The organism is Pedobacter sp. KBW01, from assembly GCF_003852395.1.
Classification (GTDB): domain Bacteria; phylum Bacteroidota; class Bacteroidia; order Sphingobacteriales; family Sphingobacteriaceae; genus Pedobacter.
This window is the reverse complement of the sequence record NZ_QAJQ01000023.1, coordinates 51,095-68,379: the sequence shown is the minus strand read 5'-3', so window position 1 is coordinate 68,379 and position 17,285 is coordinate 51,095. Positions and strand designations below refer to the sequence as shown.

Here is a 17,285-nt window from a genome sequence, read left to right as displayed (position 1 = left end):
TATCGGCTAATTACCCGATAAAAAAGTAAAAAATCAATCTTAATAAAATCAGGCTATGCCTCAAAAAAAAAGCTTACACCTGGTAAGCATCCTATAGAACGACTAAAATAAATTACATTTAATTAAATACACCATGGCAAAACAGCAATTTAAACTACGTAACCAGGACGTCAAAACTTATTTTGACGATTTGTGCAGAAAGTATCCCGAGTGGCGATTAGACGCTCTGGAAGAGAAAACTGCACAACGGTTTTACATCAGTCCGCGTACAGTTAGGGCAATCTTAAAGGGCGAAGGTAATTACGCCCTTTAAGCCTTGCTTAAATAAGTTTTAAACGATGTTAAGGGATGTGTCATCAGTACTACTAACGCCTCTAAGCTTGCTTAAAACTTATTTTTAATGCTGCAAATTTATTCTATTGTGATTTTTTGCGGTGTGTATTTCGAGGCTGTTACCTGATAAAATACGGTCGAAAAAGTAAGCTTATCAATCGAAATACCCATAACGCCAGCTTCCTCATCCTCAACAACATTTTCTTCTGCCAGTTGTTGCAGCGCTTTAAAAGTATCGCCCTTTAAAAATTGTAGTTGTGCTGCAATGCGATCAATCAAATCTATTTCTGCCAACCCATCACTATTTCCCGTCGTACCGGAAATATGGTCCGCAAACCCATCCCTGGTGTATAGCTTTATTTCTATTGTAGCTGCGGCTTCCTGCCGCTGTTCAACCATGGTAGACCATTGTATGGGTAAAATTTTAATCAGGCAACCTGTATAGTATTGCGTGTAATTTTCGTTGCCCGGGCCAAACTGTTTGCGATGCAAATCAACATATTCAATACCCGTTATGGCTGTAAGTTTATCTTTTACAGCCAAAAATAATTCTTTGCGTGGTGTCATTGTCTTAATCTTTTTTTAATTGTTAAACGCAAAGCCATGTAGGGGCTCCTTTTTCCCCTAGCGATGGCATCCTCTTGCATGTTTGTTTTTATGACCGGCATGCCTAGTAACTGGCTTCTATATGTAAACTGTTCTGGTCAGTAAACTTAAGCTCTTTTACCTTCATCCTGTCGTATTCAAAATTCTGTTTAGCCTCTATCAGCAGGGCTGTTGCATTCTCTCCGTTTAAGAGGTTTAAAATGCCTACCCCAAGTTCAGGGTATTGCTTGTACTCACCTTTTTCGGCAAGTAAAATGTGTTTTTGGTGCAACTCATCTGAGAAGCCAACAAGGAAATCCCCCTGTTCCAATTCTAGGTCTGTGTTAAATATTAAGTCTTGCATAATTTATTTATATCAACAAATCTCCAAGAAATTTAATTCAGGAAAAAAACCGTGTTCAGGCATTGTAGAGGTACTTTACAGCGCTTGTTAAATCGTTTACAATGCCTGATACCCAATTTTTTTTGCGCCCAAAATCGTAGCAATTTTGTCTTAACAACGGGGAAATAAACACATAAACTCCGGGTATAATCAAAGAGAAAAAATGACGAATTGGATTAATGTTGCTCAAAAACAAATCGGAGTGGAAGAGTACCCCAAAGGAAGCAATGGCGGTAAGCAGGTAGAGGAATACTTAAAAGCTGTAGGACTTGGTAAGGGCTACGCCTGGTGCATGGCATTTGTATACTGGTGTGTGCTTCAGGATTGTAATGCTAAAGGTTCTAAAATACAGCTAAAACGTACTGGTGGCGTTAACGATCAGTACATCGCCTGCAAAAAGCTAGCGGTACATACACCAAAGGCCGGAGATATATTTATTATGATCAACCCCAATGGTACCGGACACACGGGCTTTGTTGAGAAAGTGTTGGAAAACGAATTACTCCAGACCATTGAAGGAAATACAAATGGTGATGGATCCAGGGAAGGATATCAAGTCGCAAGACGTACCAGAAATATAAAAACCATTAAAGCATTTATAAGATTAAATGAGGCCATTTAGGATAGTTTTTTTCGGGTTGATTGTACTTTGTTTGCAGGTAGCCTGCCGTTCCAGGCAGGTTGCCACAAACGAGGTATTAAGAATCAAAACCATTACCCAGGTACAACGCGATACCATTATCCAAACAGATCCAGATAGTAGTTTTTATCAGGCATGGATTGATTGCATTAGTGGCAAGCCGGTTCTAAGGGTGGATAGTGAAACTAAGAAGGCTGGAAATTACCTCAATGTTCCAACGGTGAAAATGGAAGGAAATGAGTTGAAGGTGGATTGTTATGCCACAGCACAAAAACTATTTAGAACCTGGCAACAGCAGTACATAGAAGAACTTAGGACGGAAACCATTATACGCCCGCCGATTGAGGTAATAAGGCCTTTAACCTTATGGCAGAACCTACAGATTTATCTCGGGCGGGCAGCACTTGTGCTTAGTATGGTATACCTGATCTACCGCTTAATTAAACAAAAATTAAAAATAAATTAAATATCGTTAAAATGAATTTACCTTCAGTAAAATTTAACATCCAAAACGGCGGTTTATTACAACAGCCAGCAACAAGCGATAAAGTTATCGGACTTATTGCAACCGGTGAGGCAGTAACAGGCACCCCGGGTTTGACACTTGATACTTCGTATCAATTATTTAGCCTAAGCGACGCAGAAAACATCGGAATCGTGGCAGGTGGAGCAAACGACTTTATCTACAAACAGTTAGAACAGTTTTATACCGAAGCTGGCCAAGGGGCAGAACTTTGGTTAATGTTGGTGGCTGCGGATATAGCTTACACCGAAATGCTTGATGTTACCAAAACTTACGCTAAGAAATTACTGGCAGATGCCGCAGGCGCTATCCGTGTTTTGGGTGCCTTAAAAAAATCGGCCGGCACTGAAGTGGCAGTAGATGGTTTAGATGGTGATGTGCATACTGCAGTAGTTAAAGCGCAGGCTTTGGCCACATATTATGCCGAAAAGTATATGCCAGTTCGCGTAATTATTTCGGGCAATAACTATAGCGGAACCATTGCCGACCTAAAAGACTACACTACCGCTTCATTCAATAAGGTTGCGTGCCTTTTGGCCAATACCGATGCTACTAAAGTGGCTTCAGTTGGTTTAGCATTAGGCCGTTTGGCAAAAACTCCTGTACAAAGAAATTTGGGACGTGTTGCCGATGGAGCTGTCGAGAGTCTAACCGCTTACTTTACAAATGGCGAAAAGGTAGAGAGCCAGCAAGACGCCTGGGACGCCATTTATAACAAGGGCTACATCTTTTTAAGATCATTTGTAAGTAAGAGCGGTTACTATTTCAGCGACGACTTAACATTAACAAGCGAAACAGACGATTTTAACAGTCTTGCACGTGGCTTAGTGTTAGATAAGGCCATCATTTTAGCCTATGCTTCTTTAGTTAACAATTTATTGGATGAAGTTGAAGTTGCTGCCTCAGGTACTATCCATCCGGCGGTTGTAAAAAGCTGGCAAAGTCAGGTTGAAAATGCCTTAACTACAATGGTTGCGGCAGGCAACTTATCTAACGTTGAGGTCTATATCGACGAAAATCAAAACATCTTAAGCACCGGCATTATGCAGGTTGCAATTAAATTACAGCCAGTGGGTTATGCTAAGCAAATTACCGTAAACATTGGTTTTACCACAACAATTAATAACTAATATGACATTTGGAAGTAAACAGTATTCGTGGAGCGATGTAAGCATCGCCATTGGCGGAAAAATCATTAATGGTGTAACAGAAGTGGAATACACCGTGAAAAAAGAAAAAGAAGCCCTTTACGGTCGTGGTTCCGATCCACATGCTATTTTAAGTGGTAAAAACACTTACGAAGGCAAGATAGGTATTTGGCAGAGCGAACTGGAAAGTATGGTACAATCTGCACCAAACCGTGATGTGTTATCACTAAAATTTGACGTGGTGATCACTTACGTGCCTGAAGATGGCGGTGTTGTAGTGGTTGATATTCTTAAAAACGTAGAATTTACGGAAGTAAAGAAAGCCATGAAACAGGGCGATAAAAACATGGTGGTAGAAATGCCAATCGTATTCACAAAAATTAAAACTCAGCAATAACCAATCATGAGTAAAGTTACAACCCAACAGATTGCCGACTGGAAAAAACAGCATACCGATGTGTACCAAATGCCTATCGATGATAAGGTATGTTATTTGAGAGCACCCCAAATGGTAGATTGGAAAAGGGCATTTACGATTATGCAGAAAAGCGGCGACGTAGGTTTCGCTGAAGAAATGCTAGCCACTTGTTGGTTAGGTGGGGATGAAGAGATCAGAACAAAAGATGATTATTTTTTATCAGCACGTAAGGAAATCGCCTCTCTGTTTAATTATTCAGAAGCCATTGTTAGCCCAACGGAGAGCAGAGGTTCTAAAATTACAATCGACGAATTTAGTTGTATTGTAAGGGTAATTACCAGGGAAGATTTAAAACTGGCCGACAAGAGAAATCCATCAAATAAGCCTTTTGTAACACAAGAAGCCCTGTTTGATTTGATTTGTACCGAAAAGGATGAGGCCTTTGCAGATAAAAACAATGCAAGCTTAAGGTTTCCGCTTTATCAGGCAATCGAAAATTTACAAAATCAAAAAGCTGCTCAGCTAAAAAAGCTCTAATTGAGGCTGTCGTCGATCCCGACGACACCTCAGCTTATTCATTAGCTGAAATTAGTGTAAGGCTAGGAGATGCTTTTTTGAAATACTACATGCACATTCAAAGCCCTTCCTCTCTTTCTGATGAGGAATGGGCTGAAGAATTGCAAAACTTACACTACATCAGACAACAAGAAGCCGAGGCTTCAAAGCCCAAATAATAAATGAATCCAGTTGAATATATAATTAGTTTAAGAGACCAGGCAACCCCTGTTTTAGCCAAAATAGCTGAAAGTATTGGTTTGGTAATGAACAGGTTTAAACAGCTTAGCAATGAGTCTTTGGCTTTTGTGCGGACTGTGGCAACCAGAATTGGAACAATATATACTAATGTCATCAATAATATAGCCTCAGGGATTACCAGGGGAATAAATAATATTAATAATACCGCCAGCAGGGCGAAAGCAATTTATGACAGTACAGTAAATTCAGTCAAGGCCGGAGCCACCAAAGTCAAAGATTTTATTACCACAAATGCCAGTAAGCCCTTGATTAATCCAGCTGGCCTTGGTGTTTCACAGTTGATTGACTTCGGGAAAAAGATTAAAGAGTTAACCGAAGAATACAACGGCTTTAAAGAAACATTAGGCGAAACATTTAATTCCCGCGATATTGGAGATAGCGCCATGAATGCGATCTCGCAATTTGCAGTTAAATCCCCTTCTCAGCTAGCTGATGTAGTAGAGTCCTTTGACAACCTTGCTAAAAATGGAATTAATCCAACTTCAGCAGAGCTAACCTCATTAGGGGATCTTGCGGCATCTAAAGGTAAAAAGTTCGAAGATATTGGATCAGCACTCTTGTCAGCGCAAGGTGGTGATTTTCAAGCTCTCAAACAGCTAGGTGTGGAGGCTACCGCATCCGGGGATAAAGTTAAGCTGTCATTCAACGGCCTAACAAAAACAGTGGAAAACAATGGTCAGGCCATGAAAACCGCGCTAGCTGAATACGGAAATATGAATGGTATTGCCGGCTCCATGGAAAAGGTTGGTCACTCAGTTGAGGATATTACTAGTTTTAAGTTTCTGGCTGAATATATTCCGGTAATTTCCCGGTTTTTCGAGATTTTGCAGAGTAATATTCAACCGGTTATAAATTCTGTCTGGAATTTTTTGAGGGCAATGTTTGGTTTAGATGAAGGAGGGGATAGTCTTTCAGTTTTTAAAGATATCTTAAGTGGTGCCCTCTTCGTTGTTGACCTTTTATCATCTGGGGTAGCAACTCTAATTGATTGGTTAGCACCACTAGCGCCTTCAATTTTTGCGATAGTAGCATCAGTGGCAGCATTTAACCTGGTAATGGCCATGAACCCGATAAGTTGGGTGGTACTGGGTATAATTGCTTTAATTACTATCATCGGTTTAGTTGTAAAATATACTGATGGTTGGGGAAAATCATGGAATGCCTTAGGGACTATGTTTAGGGTGGTCTGGGATCAAATTGGTGCTGATTTTAACTTTGGGATTGATAGTATGGTCTACGGTTTTACCCTAATATACCTGCAGGCCAAGGATGTGGTTGAGCAAATTGTCGGCACCTTTTCTAACCTTGGCGAGGCTATTGGGATGGCCTTAGATGGCAATGTGAGTGGAGCGATGGACCGTGCTTTTCAGGGGGTTAGAACAGAAGCAGGGGCAGAGATCGAAAGACTCCGAAAGGAGCATCAAACAGAAACGGACGCATATTACCGGGGTACTGCCCAAAGGGGACAGAAGCTTGCTGGTGCAGCAAATCAGTTAGGGATTTCTTTTGATGTAGATCGCTTCTCTAAAGATGTGAGCAAGGTAGCTTCCGGGCTTTCAGGTGCCGGACAGGATACCAGTTCATACGATAAATTTGCCAGGGATAATAAAGGTACAAAAGACAAAAGCGGCAGTAAACCAACAAATGTTGCTGGTGGTATTACCGGAGGCGGGACACAGACCTCACATATTACCATCAACCTAGCCAAAATGCAGGATCAAATTGTAATCAATACCATTAACTCAGGCGAAGGGGCCACGAAAATGCGGCAAATGCTCGAGGAAGAACTAAACCGGCTTTTAGGCTCAATCACACTAATGCAAACTGCGTAATGACACTAAATATTAAAGAATTAACTGCGCTGGCTCATTTGAGCTATATCGCCTCGCCATACCCTGGCTTTGATAAAAAGCTGAGTATGTTCAATCTTCCTGATATGAATAACATTGGAAACATATCAGGCTCACCATATTTTATGCAGCTGAGCTTAAAAAAGCAAAGTGGCGAAATTATAACCCTGCCTAACGAGCCACTGGTTTCTATCTCATTGCAAAAAACGATTGTAGAAACAGCAACAGTAGGTGAGGGGAGAACGGGAACAGTAAAAGAGTATATCTGCACTGAGGATTTTGACATAGAAATAAAGGGCGTTTGTATTGGCGAAAATGGCGCGTATCCAACAGAAGATGTCAAAGCAGTAAAAGATCTCTTTCTGGTTAACGAGGCTCTTGAGGTACATGAAAACTTGTTTTTTGAATTGTTTGACATCAAAAAAATTGTGCTTAAAAGTTTTAAGCTCGATGAAATGGTGGGACAGGAAGGTGTACAGAAATACAGCATCAATGCGGTGAGCGATATACCTTTTTTCGCCGAATTATCCGAAAGGACCAAATTTATTAATGAATCAGTAACCAAAGCACTAAATAATGTTCGTCTTACAGGGGTACTTTGAAATAGGGGTTTATAAGTTCAGTACTATAAACAACGTAGAAATTACGCGTTCGGTGGATGAGATTACCGATACCGCAGTAATTAAAATGCCAACAAAATTTTTGATTAAAGAGGGGAATGGGAAACTGGTATATACCGAGGAAGCGATCAAAAAAGGTGATCGGGTTAAAATTGTTTTGGGGTATAAGGATAAATTGGAAAAGGTAGAATTTACCGGATATGTAGACCGGATTAAATGTACTACTCCAATGGAAATTCACTGCGAAGATGCCACCTGGTTGTTGAAACGCAAAGATGCCGCTTTTAGTAAGAGCAATACAACTTTGAAACAGGTATTGGAAAGTATTGTGAGCGGTACAGATCTAAAACTGGCCGCAAACATTCCTGAAATGGCATTGCAAAAATACCTCATCAAAGATAAAAATGCTGCTCAGGCCCTTAAACAGATTAAAGATGAATTTAAGGAAATCTATAAAATTTACCTGAACGATGCTGGGGAGTTATACTGTGGTTTACAGGAATTAAACAACATTAACCAAAAAGCCAGCTATGATCTTAATTACAACATCATTGAAAATAAGCTCGAGTTTAAAACTGGAGAGGATAGACGGGTAAAGATCATATGCGAGGGATGTACCAGGGACAACAAAAAGATCACTGCTACCCTGGGAGATAAGGATGGCGAAGAGTTTAAGTTTACTAGCAAGGTGATTACCGATCAAAGCTCGATTGATAAACTGGCAGAAGAATACCTGAAAATCGCAAAATACGGGGGCTATAGTGGAGACATTACCAGTTTTTTATTGCCTGTTGCAAGCCCGGCAATGGCTGTGGAAATTATCGATAAAAAACATCCCAACCGGGAGGGCAGCTATTTCATAAAAAAGGTAGTAACCACTTACGGTACCGGGGGCGCAAGGCGGACAGTTAGCATTGGCAATAAATTAACCACCAACAAAAAGTAATGACCGAAGAGATCGCAAAAAAAATAAAACTGCTGGGTAAACAAGATACCGATACCACCATTATGACGGTAAAGACAGTAGATAAACAAGAAGGCACCTGCACCTGTGATGATGGGCAGATATTGCATACAGATGTAAGGTTGTCGGCCATTATTGATGAGAAACTGCAGAAATATTATCTCTTTCCGAAGGTGGGTAGTACCGTACTTGTAACACCTATAGATGCTGATTACAGTATGCAATTCGTATCGGCTATAAGCGAGCCTGAGGAAATGGTGTTACATATCGGTGAGGTGATTTTTGAAATCAACAAAGATGGCTTTCTGCTGCAGAAAAATAATGAAACACTTAAGGCTTTGATGATTGATCTGATCAAAGAAATTAAAGCGATGAAGTTCACAACCAATGCAGGCCCAACCATTGCGCTGGTTAATACCCCCCAGTTATCTGCTATCGAAAACCGGTTCGAACAATTTTTAAAAGAGAATTAAATGGCTTTAAATAAAAACAGATTAAAATCTAAAATCATAGCCGCCTTTGAAGCGGAGCAAACCGAACAGGAAGATTACAGCGCCAGTTTAGATAGAATAGCCGATAAACTTGCCCAGTGCATTATCGAGGAAATCAAACAACTGGCTATCACCTACAACAGTGGTCTGCTCGCACCAAACGGAGCGGTATCGGGAACCTTTAATGCAACGCTAAGCTAATGGAAGAATTTATTAAACAACATGTTGGGGAATTAATTACGGCAGTTATTGCAGCTTTCGGCGGTTGGTTCTTTCAACGAAATAAGCAAAAAGCTGAACTTCAGGCGAATGAGATCGATAATGCAGACAAGGTTTTAAAGTACTACAGGGAAATGGTTGACGATTTGGGGCTTCGTCTTAAGGAAGCGATAGTAGAGTTAAATAAAACAAAGGAAATGGTTAAGGAACTTGAAGAAAAAGTAGAAGCCTTAACCGATGAACTTAAAAAGCACAAGAAGTTAAATAATACAACATCATGATTAAAAAAGCCCTACATAATCAATCGGTTCTGGATTTTGTACTGCACCATACCGGTAGCATCGTTGCAGCACTGGATTTCAGTTTCGATGCGGCCATAGCAATCACAGATGATCTGATGGTTGGTAACAGTTATCCGGTAAGTGGAAATCTGCTCGCCGACACCGATATTTTAAACTATTACACCAGCAACAATTATACACCTGCAACAGCAACACTTATCGATACCGATTACGGAATTGGGGAGATGAGGATTTTAAGCACTTTTATTGTAAGATAATGGCAAGAAGCATAGAACAAATTCAAAATGAAATCATTAATGCTAAAGAAAGTAATTCTGATTTAGCCGAATTAACCAGTACCAGTAAAACCGCAGTATGGAGACTGATAACCTTTGTTATCGCTTTTTCCATTTACGCACTGGAAAAACTGTTTGATATCCATAAAGCAGAAACAGATGATAAAATCGCATTATTGAAACCGCATACCGCGCGTTGGTATCGCCAAAAAGCATTGGCTTTTCAATATGGGTATCCTTTGGTAGCAGATTCAGATGTTTACGATAATAGTAACATTAGCGAAGGGCAACTAGATCAAAGTAAAATAGTCAAGTACTCTGCAGTAACAGAGTCTAAAGAAGGGCTTGTAATCGTAAAAATCGCTACCGAAAACGGTGGGGTGTTAAGTCCGATCAGCGATGAGCAAAAGGCAAGCTTTGAAGCTTATATCGCCGAAATTAAAGATGCAGGTGTAACCATCCACACCATCAACTATCTACCGGATAAACTATACTTAAACATGACGGTTTATTACAACCCCTTGGTGTTGGATGCACAGGGAAATAGCATTATAAGTGGTGGTAAGCCTGTGGAAGAGGCCATAAAGCAGTATTTAAAAGAATTGCCTTTCAATGGCGAGTTGGTATTGGCCCATTTGGTAGATAGGCTTCAGGAAGTGGAAGGGGTTTTAATACCGCAGATAAATAACGCTGAAAGCAGCTGGATCAATGAAGATATAAATTCAACAACCTATGCAGCTCCCGTAGCAATTGAAGTTAAAAAAATACCTGTATCAGGATATTTTGAAGTTGTCAATTTTAACAATATAAGCTATGTGGTATAAGGTAGATATAAATAAACTAGTCATCCTGCTTACCCCCACCTTTTTAAGGAAACCGGTATTTGTTGCATGGTTGCAGGCCCTGGCAACACCAATTGCGACCCTGCATCAGCAATGGTATAATAAAAGGCTCGATAATTTATACCGCCTGGCGCGTAACGGTCAGGTATGTTATTTACGCGCCACCTTAAATGATGCTTTCGATGCTGGCCAGAGGCGAATTAAAATTGCAAACGGCAACAAATATCAGCGTAAATACATTTATACCGGCACTGAACAAAAACATAAATACCTGGGCATAAATTATTTGCTGAAAGTAGGGGATTACGCCGATACGGGTGCCGATTTTAGGGTAGTCATCCCACAAGATTTCGATCTGGTAAATAATAAATACCAGTTAGAAGCAATGATAGATTTTTATAAACTGGCGGGCAAACGCTATAATATTGAAAAAGAATGAATCAAATAAATTTACAGCAGGCAGGAGGTTTTCCACTTGAAACCGATACACTCGATTTTATGCAAACTGCTTACACAGCGCTGCAGGCCATTGCAGCCCTGGGGGGCGACAATTATATCCTTTCTGGTTGTGTAACCAACGGAAACACGGTTGGCGATGGTTACCTGGTTATTAATAATGAAGTGTTACCCTTTAAAGGTGGTTTGCTCCAAACCAACATTGTGGTTCGGGAAGATAAACAAACACGACCCTTTGAAAATGGCCAGGTTAAAGAGGTGTTTTTTACCCGCTATGCTTCTTTTGGCACAGGAACAAATGCGATACCCTGGACAGGCCTGTCTCGCTTAAAGAACCTTGCAGCATTTAAGGATCTTCCAACGCAGATAAGTTCTGCAATTGATTTGGATGGTGCGGATACCCTGGCAACCTCAAAAGCAGTAAAAACATTAAACGACAAAATAAATTCACAACTACCTTCAGGTGCTATTGTGATTTGGAGTGGGGCAATTAATGTTATCCCTGTAGGTTGGGCCTTGTGCGATGGTCAAAATGGTACGCCCGATTTGAGAGATCGATTTGTTTTAGGGGCAGGCAGTAATTATTATGTTGGACAGGTTGGTGGAGAGGAGAAGCATGCACTGACTATCCAAGAAATGCCAAGGCATAACTTTACAACAAGGTTTCAGCTAAATATAGTTGATAGTTCTAACTATACCAGTACTTTATCTTATCCAGGTGAAGGAGATCGAAATGAATGGAGGGAGATTGGTTCCAACTTTTTAGGTAACGATGTACCCCATAATAACATGCCCCCTTATTTGGCATTTGCTTATATCATGAAACTATAATGGCAAAACAAACTTTAAATGCAATAAAAAACTGGTTTAAAACCGGTTTAAAGCCTACGCAACAGCAATTTTGGGACACCTGGGATAGCTTCTGGCATAAAGACCAGGTTATTCCCTCAAGTTCCATTGAGAATTTGGATGCCCGTTTTGATGAAAAAGCTGATGTTGAATTTTTAGCAGCGCATTTAACGGATTCTAATGCACACGGTCTTGAAAATAAAGTCGATAAGGAAACTGGAAAAGGTTTATCGTCCAACGATTTTACAGATGAAGAAAAAACAAAACTTGCAAATTTATCTGACGAAGATGTTTCTGCGCTTACCCAAAGGGTTGGAGATTTGGAAACCCAAAAAGCAGATGTCGAAAACGTATATACCAAAAATGAACTGGATATCATTGTTAATGGCATTGCGCTAACACCGGGGCCTAAAGGAGACCCCGGTATCCAGGGACCTAAAGGTGAGGCAGGGAGCGACGCTACAGTAGCTGATGCAGATGAGATAGTTAAAGGGAAAATAAAACTGGCGGGCGATTTAAGCGGAACAGCAGATGCGCCAATAGTTCATGGTTTGGTTGGTAAACAAGCAACCCTTGTTAGTGGAACGAATATTAAAACAGTTAATAGCATTTCGCTACTGGGAAGTGGCGATATTACCCTAAGCGTACCTGTAATTTCAGTAAACAGCAAAATTGGTGCAGTTCTCTTGGATAAGGTAGATATGGGGCTAAGCAATGTAGACAATACAAGTGATATCGATAAGCCGGTTAGTAATTTACAGGCAGTAGCCCTTAATTCTAAATTGACCGGGGTTATTGCTACAGATGCTGAAACCCAGATCACAGTTGGCGTAATTGAAGACAGTAAAATCGTTAGCCGCTCCAAACTGTTTAACTGGTGGGCCTGGATAAAAACACAAGCTTTAACCTTAGGAAATAATCTTACCCTTGCAGTAGGAACGGATACCACAGCGCCTTTAATTATTCCAAGCGGAACTTTAACCACAATACCGCAGGATGGTGCAATTGAAAGGGATGAGGGTGGAGTACTTTGGGAAACCCGCAATGGGCTTAGGTCAACGATGGCTCCTCCTGTTAAGTTGATTGGAAGTTCAATTGCAGATAAAAGGACTGCAATCTTTTCTGATTCTAATTCCAATTTTTTGGGACAAAATGCGGGGATGCAGGCAACGGAAGCAGGTAATTCTAATTTCTTTGGTTTAAGTGCAGGAAATCAGGCAACGGAAGCTTCTTACGCTAATTTTTTAGGTGCGAGCGCAGGAGATGGTGCTACATATGCCAGTAATTCTAACTTCTTGGGACCCTCAGCGGGAAAAAGTGCGATAAATTCAAGCGGTTCTAACTTCATGGGGCCAGCTGCGGGTTATAATGCAACGACGGCATCTAATTCTAATTTCTTTGGACAATCGGCTGGCATGGAAGCGCCTAGTGCAAGTAGTGCCAATTTTCTGGGATTTTATACGGGTTATAAAGCAGACAATGCCAATAATTCAAACTTTTTTGGATATAGGGCAGGGAATTCAGCAACAAATGCCAACAATGCTAACTTTTTAGGACAGTCTGCCGGTTTTAAGGCAACAGGTGCATATCATGCTAATTTTTTGGGTTTTAATTCAGGATATGAAGCTACAGATGCAGCCTACTCCAATTTATTTGGATACAAGGCTGGCAGCACTTTTACCGATAATAGCCTTGGCAGTAACAATATCATCATTGGTACCAATATATCCCTGCCCAATGCTACAAGCAATGCCATAAACATCGGAGGTATTCTTTTTGCCGAAGAAACTTATTCGGATACCTCAGGGAATCCTTCCATACAGCCTACAGCTAATGGGAAAATAGGTATAGGCATTGTAAACCCAACCAGTACCCTAGATATAAATGGAGACACTGAAATTTCTAAAATTGGCTGCGGGTTAATTCTAAAGTCAGCTAATGGTACACGCTACAGGATAATAGTGACTGATGAGGGAACATTAAGTATTTCAAGCGCAGGTTAACCTGGTTAACATAAAACGGAAGATAACCATTGACTCAAAAATATGCTTTTGGGCTGTTTGCATAATTAATTCCTAAAGAAGAACAAGTTATAAAATTGAAATACAGCAATAGTGAGATGGATGCACCACCTCAAATAATTAAACAATGGCAAAACAAACTTTAAATACGATTAAAAACTGGTTTAAAACTGGTTTAAAGCCTACCCAGCAGCAGTTTTGGGATAGCTGGGATAGCTTCTGGCACAAAGACCAGGTTATTCCTTCAAGCTCAGTTGAAAATTTGGATGCCCGTTTTGATGAAAAGGCTGATGATGATGCATTTCAAAACCATTTAACTGATGATCATGCCCACAATATGGATGTGCGTTTAGCCCATAAAGTGAGTGTTGAACAGTTAGAGGCAGAGTCGACTGCAAGATCAAATGGATATGCATACTTGCAGGGGCAGGTCGATGAACTTTTTGCTAGCCCCCAAGGTTCACTTGAAATGGTAAGGGCTCTGGATAACAAAATATTGGGTGATATAGATTTTAATGGCAATAGGGGAATGAACGTTGCCACACCAGAAGAAAATGGTCAGATTGCCAATAAGGAATACGCCGATCAAAAGGAAATCAACGCAAAGAATTATGCCGATTTGGTTGCTACCGATGTGCTAAGGTATGCCGGCAATTGGGATGCAAGTACCGGACAATATCCAACATCAGGTACAGGCTTGGGGGGCGAAGTTAGGCGGGGAGATAGTTTCGAGATCACTGTTGAAGGAACTATTGAGGACAAAGAATATGAAGTTGGGGATCAGTTAAGGGCTAAGGTTGATGTGCCGGGCCAAATACTAGCAAATTGGGGAAGCAGCCAGGTCAATATGCAGCAGGCAACTGAAGTCAGAACTGGTATTGCAAAGGTGGCAACAACAGCACAGGCTATAGATAGACTTAGTGATACGGAAATGATGACACCTGCTAAAACAGGTGCAACCATCTCAGCTGAAAAGAAATGGTTTAAATTCCAAATAGCGATGACAAGGGAAACCGAACAGGCTATTTTAATGGAATATTCTGGCCAGGTCAATTCAAGCCTTCTAGGTGGCTGTAATACACTTAAATTAAAGATAGGTGTTGAAGGTGCTTACCCAAATGAAGATCAGACTTACCCATTCATTTTTAATACAGGGGATAGGGTTTTTTTTACATTCAATTATGATGATTTAATGTTTGCTCAATGCAACGTAATACTTAGTGGAAAATACAATTAATTATGGCAACTTATAATTGGGCTTTTAGGCCGAATGTATCAAACAAATATAACTTTTACATTCCCGATACACCTGATGATGTCAGACCTGATGGATTTGTTTATATAGCTCTATTTGGAAATGATGCTACAGGTAATGGAAGTAGATTGAAACCATACAGATCGGCTGCACCTGTACAGGATACCTATGATATAGCAATATTCGGCAGTGGGACATATAGGGATATATATTTTATTAATGGTGGAATTATTGGTGACGGTAATGTCGTTATTGATGGTTATTTACTCAATTGGGCCGTGTCTCCAAGTTTTTGGACAGCTAATTTTTACAATATTAGGTTTAGAAATATTAATACTTTTTCTAACTATTTCAGAGGTGGGTACGCTGATTGTGTTTTTGAAAATTGTGCCGCATTAGATAATCCTGGTGATAATGGTAGGCCATCAAAAAATACTGTATGGGTAAATGATAGTTTGAGTATGGTTCCATACAACCGACATAAAATACATCAAAGCGTATTGAATGTTAACAATAATACCACTTTTGTAAATGTTCATATTTCATTGTTTGGAGAAGGTGTTTTGGGGGGTGCAATCGACATGATATTTAGTGGTTGTTATATTCATGTACCTATCGCGAGTGCTTTGACTACTTGTATCTTTCACAATTGTAAATTTAACTTTAATGGCGATGTAGAAAACCCTGACCAATATTTAGTTTATGAAACAATAGAAGAGCTAAAGGAAGCGCATCAACTAGCCTTTCCAAATCAAGCTATAAATTTTGACAAATGCATTATTGGGGACCCAAAATTTAATAATCCAATAATTGGTGACTTTAGTCTTGCCTTTGATAGTCCCGCAAAAAATATGTCGTATTTCGGTACTTACATTGGAGCTAGATCAATTGCTTGCCCAATCAAAGCAAGAGCGGTTGAAACTGATGGTGATTTTGATTTTAGCACCGCTCAAAATTTAACAATTGAAGACAATAGTATTATTTTAACCAATCCTGAGATTAATGCGAGTATTGAAACTGTTGTTAAAGCAAATTTACCTGGAAGAGAGCTTGCAGAAGCGCCAATATTTGGATTTAATGCCGATAGAAATGGCCAATATATTGACAGTATAGCCGATTTAAGCAATGTTTTGATAGGTGTTGGAACTGATTTGGAAGCTTTAACGCCTTACCTGGTTGAGGACGCAGCTATTGTGATAGATGGCGCAGTTATTCAGCCTGGGGAAAGATTTACAACCGATGCTGTAGTTACCTTTACCAGTGATGGTGGTGGCGTATGTAGGGAAATATTAGAAGCTCCCCAGAGACATACAATCATGGCTAGATTTGGTAATGGTGGAGCCATAAAATCCATTGGTGATGCTTTGGTTGCCGGCAATTGGTATTATCCGATCACGGGGACAATAAATTACAACGGTATCGATTATATAGGAAAGGCATTTAAAGCAATTGATACAAATAGTTTTACATCTCCTGATGGTGGAACTTTGATTGAGGCCTTTACAGATGAAGCATATCAACATTACCAGCCTGGTATTGCATTTTCAAGCAATAATATTGGTAATGTTAGAACGGGAGCGATTTTGCGTGGTAATGGTGATCCTGATTATATAAGGGGTGTAGGATTTGAGTTTCCTATCAATGCACGCTTCATTCAGTTAAAATATACCATACGGGTTAAAAACTTAAAACCTTAACTCATGTATAGTGTTGAAAGTGGTCGAATTATACCCAATATCCTTTATAAAGTTATAGGTGATAAAAATGTTGTTTACAACGATAGGGAATACCTTGTCGGCGAATTATTTAGAGGCATTAATGGTGTTAAGGAGTTTGTTTTTATGGGCAATGGTGTCGGCCTTTTAACTGAAATATCAGAAATAAAGGCGGGAACCCTACTTTTTAAGCAAACACCTGATGACCTTCTCATTCCTGTAGACGCTACTGGCATAAGCGGTATGGCAATACAATTTAAGTTAACAGAGGCTGAAAAGGTTGTGAACGAGGATACTAAATTACAAGGGATGGGTATAAATTTTAAAGATTCCCCTTTCTGTACCTATTTTATTAATGAAACAAGGTTTTCATTTAATCCTGATTGAAAATTGCTTAAACATTAATTCAGGAATCATTTAATCTTATCCGAAGAATAGCTTGTAAGGAGAAGTCTTGATTATCAGCTTTTAGAGTAGGATTACATCATTTTTAAGAGATGTAATATTACTCATCAGTCAATAACAAACCACTAGAAAATTACTGGCATCTCTCTCAAATA

22 protein-coding genes are annotated in these 17,285 nt (G+C 39.9%); 20 read left to right on the top strand and 2 right to left on the bottom strand.

What is annotated here, in order from left to right:
* Positions 1-133 precede the first annotated feature (133 nt).
* Positions 134-313: a hypothetical protein gene (locus DBR40_RS21350; RefSeq protein WP_025143062.1), complete on the top strand. Its 180-nt coding sequence runs from the start codon at positions 134-136 to the stop codon at positions 311-313.
* A gap of 98 nt (positions 314-411) precedes the next feature.
* Here the strand turns inward: DBR40_RS21350 and DBR40_RS21345 are convergent, their stop codons facing one another.
* Together DBR40_RS21345 and DBR40_RS21340 are read right to left on the bottom strand one after the other, a co-directional pair.
* The gene (locus DBR40_RS21345; protein WP_124561762.1) at positions 412-900 is read right to left on the bottom strand and encodes a hypothetical protein; all 489 of its coding nucleotides are present in this window, start codon (positions 898-900) and stop codon (positions 412-414) included.
* Between the two features lie 103 nt (positions 901-1,003).
* The gene (locus tag DBR40_RS21340; RefSeq protein ID WP_124561761.1) at positions 1,004-1,282 is read right to left on the bottom strand and encodes an oxidase; all 279 of its coding nucleotides are present in this window, start codon (positions 1,280-1,282) and stop codon (positions 1,004-1,006) included.
* Between the two features lie 202 nt (positions 1,283-1,484).
* Here DBR40_RS21340 and DBR40_RS21335 point away from each other — a divergent pair, with 202 nt between their 5' ends.
* From DBR40_RS21335 to DBR40_RS21245, 19 genes are all read left to right on the top strand, one after another.
* Entirely contained in the window at positions 1,485-1,943 is a 459-nt protein-coding gene (locus DBR40_RS21335; protein ID WP_124561760.1) for a CHAP domain-containing protein, read from the top strand.
* Positions 1,930-2,427, top strand: a complete 498-nt coding sequence (locus DBR40_RS21330; RefSeq protein ID WP_124561759.1) for a hypothetical protein — start codon at positions 1,930-1,932, stop codon at positions 2,425-2,427. The genes DBR40_RS21335 and DBR40_RS21330 overlap by 14 nt, the downstream gene beginning before the upstream one ends.
* Before the next feature lie 11 nt (positions 2,428-2,438).
* The gene (locus DBR40_RS21325) at positions 2,439-3,614 is read left to right on the top strand and encodes a DUF2586 family protein (RefSeq protein WP_124561758.1); all 1,176 of its coding nucleotides are present in this window, start codon (positions 2,439-2,441) and stop codon (positions 3,612-3,614) included.
* Position 3,615: 1 nt separating this feature from the next.
* A complete protein-coding gene (locus tag DBR40_RS21320; protein ID WP_124561757.1) occupies positions 3,616-4,029 on the top strand; it encodes a hypothetical protein in 414 nt (137 codons plus the stop codon).
* Positions 4,030-4,035: 6 nt separating this feature from the next.
* Positions 4,036-4,587 (top strand): hypothetical protein, encoded by a 552-nt coding sequence (locus tag DBR40_RS21315; RefSeq protein WP_124561756.1) that lies wholly within the window; start codon positions 4,036-4,038, stop codon positions 4,585-4,587.
* A 200-nt stretch (positions 4,588-4,787) separates the two neighbouring features.
* Positions 4,788-6,698, top strand: a complete 1,911-nt coding sequence (locus tag DBR40_RS21310) for a hypothetical protein (RefSeq protein WP_124561755.1) — start codon at positions 4,788-4,790, stop codon at positions 6,696-6,698.
* Positions 6,698-7,318: a DUF6046 domain-containing protein gene (locus DBR40_RS21305; RefSeq protein ID WP_124561754.1), complete on the top strand. Its 621-nt coding sequence runs from the start codon at positions 6,698-6,700 to the stop codon at positions 7,316-7,318. Before DBR40_RS21310 ends, DBR40_RS21305 begins: the two co-directional genes overlap by 1 nt.
* Positions 7,293-8,282 carry a late control protein gene (locus tag DBR40_RS21300; protein ID WP_124561753.1) on the top strand — a complete coding sequence of 330 codons (990 nt, stop codon included), beginning with the start codon at positions 7,293-7,295 and terminating at the stop codon, positions 8,280-8,282. Before DBR40_RS21305 ends, DBR40_RS21300 begins: the two co-directional genes overlap by 26 nt.
* On the top strand, positions 8,282-8,773 hold the full coding sequence (locus DBR40_RS21295) for a hypothetical protein (protein WP_124561752.1): 492 nt from the start codon (positions 8,282-8,284) through the stop codon (positions 8,771-8,773). Before DBR40_RS21300 ends, DBR40_RS21295 begins: the two co-directional genes overlap by 1 nt.
* Complete coding sequence (locus DBR40_RS21290; RefSeq protein ID WP_124561751.1) at positions 8,774-8,992, top strand: hypothetical protein; 219 nt, start codon at positions 8,774-8,776, stop codon at positions 8,990-8,992.
* Positions 8,992-9,291 carry a hypothetical protein gene (locus DBR40_RS21285; RefSeq protein ID WP_199748404.1) on the top strand — a complete coding sequence of 100 codons (300 nt, stop codon included), beginning with the start codon at positions 8,992-8,994 and terminating at the stop codon, positions 9,289-9,291. Before DBR40_RS21290 ends, DBR40_RS21285 begins: the two co-directional genes overlap by 1 nt.
* Positions 9,288-9,569, top strand: coding sequence for a hypothetical protein (locus tag DBR40_RS21280; RefSeq protein ID WP_124561750.1), 282 nt, complete (start codon positions 9,288-9,290; stop codon positions 9,567-9,569). Before DBR40_RS21285 ends, DBR40_RS21280 begins: the two co-directional genes overlap by 4 nt.
* Positions 9,569-10,411, top strand: coding sequence for a nucleotidyltransferase (locus tag DBR40_RS21275; protein ID WP_124561749.1), 843 nt, complete (start codon positions 9,569-9,571; stop codon positions 10,409-10,411). Before DBR40_RS21280 ends, DBR40_RS21275 begins: the two co-directional genes overlap by 1 nt.
* The gene (locus DBR40_RS21270; RefSeq protein WP_124561748.1) at positions 10,401-10,868 is read left to right on the top strand and encodes a hypothetical protein; all 468 of its coding nucleotides are present in this window, start codon (positions 10,401-10,403) and stop codon (positions 10,866-10,868) included. The genes DBR40_RS21275 and DBR40_RS21270 overlap by 11 nt, the downstream gene beginning before the upstream one ends.
* Positions 10,865-11,716, top strand: coding sequence for a tail fiber protein (locus DBR40_RS21265; protein ID WP_124561747.1), 852 nt, complete (start codon positions 10,865-10,867; stop codon positions 11,714-11,716). Before DBR40_RS21270 ends, DBR40_RS21265 begins: the two co-directional genes overlap by 4 nt.
* Complete coding sequence (locus DBR40_RS21260; RefSeq protein WP_124561746.1) at positions 11,716-13,737, top strand: hypothetical protein; 2,022 nt, start codon at positions 11,716-11,718, stop codon at positions 13,735-13,737. Before DBR40_RS21265 ends, DBR40_RS21260 begins: the two co-directional genes overlap by 1 nt.
* A gap of 145 nt (positions 13,738-13,882) precedes the next feature.
* Positions 13,883-14,992 (top strand): hypothetical protein, encoded by a 1,110-nt coding sequence (locus DBR40_RS21255; RefSeq protein ID WP_124561745.1) that lies wholly within the window; start codon positions 13,883-13,885, stop codon positions 14,990-14,992.
* Positions 14,993-14,994: 2 nt separating this feature from the next.
* Entirely contained in the window at positions 14,995-16,707 is a 1,713-nt protein-coding gene (locus tag DBR40_RS21250; protein ID WP_124561744.1) for a hypothetical protein, read from the top strand.
* 3 nt (positions 16,708-16,710) lie between these two features.
* Entirely contained in the window at positions 16,711-17,112 is a 402-nt protein-coding gene (locus tag DBR40_RS21245) for a hypothetical protein (protein WP_124561743.1), read from the top strand.
* Positions 17,113-17,285: the final 173 nt, after the last annotated feature.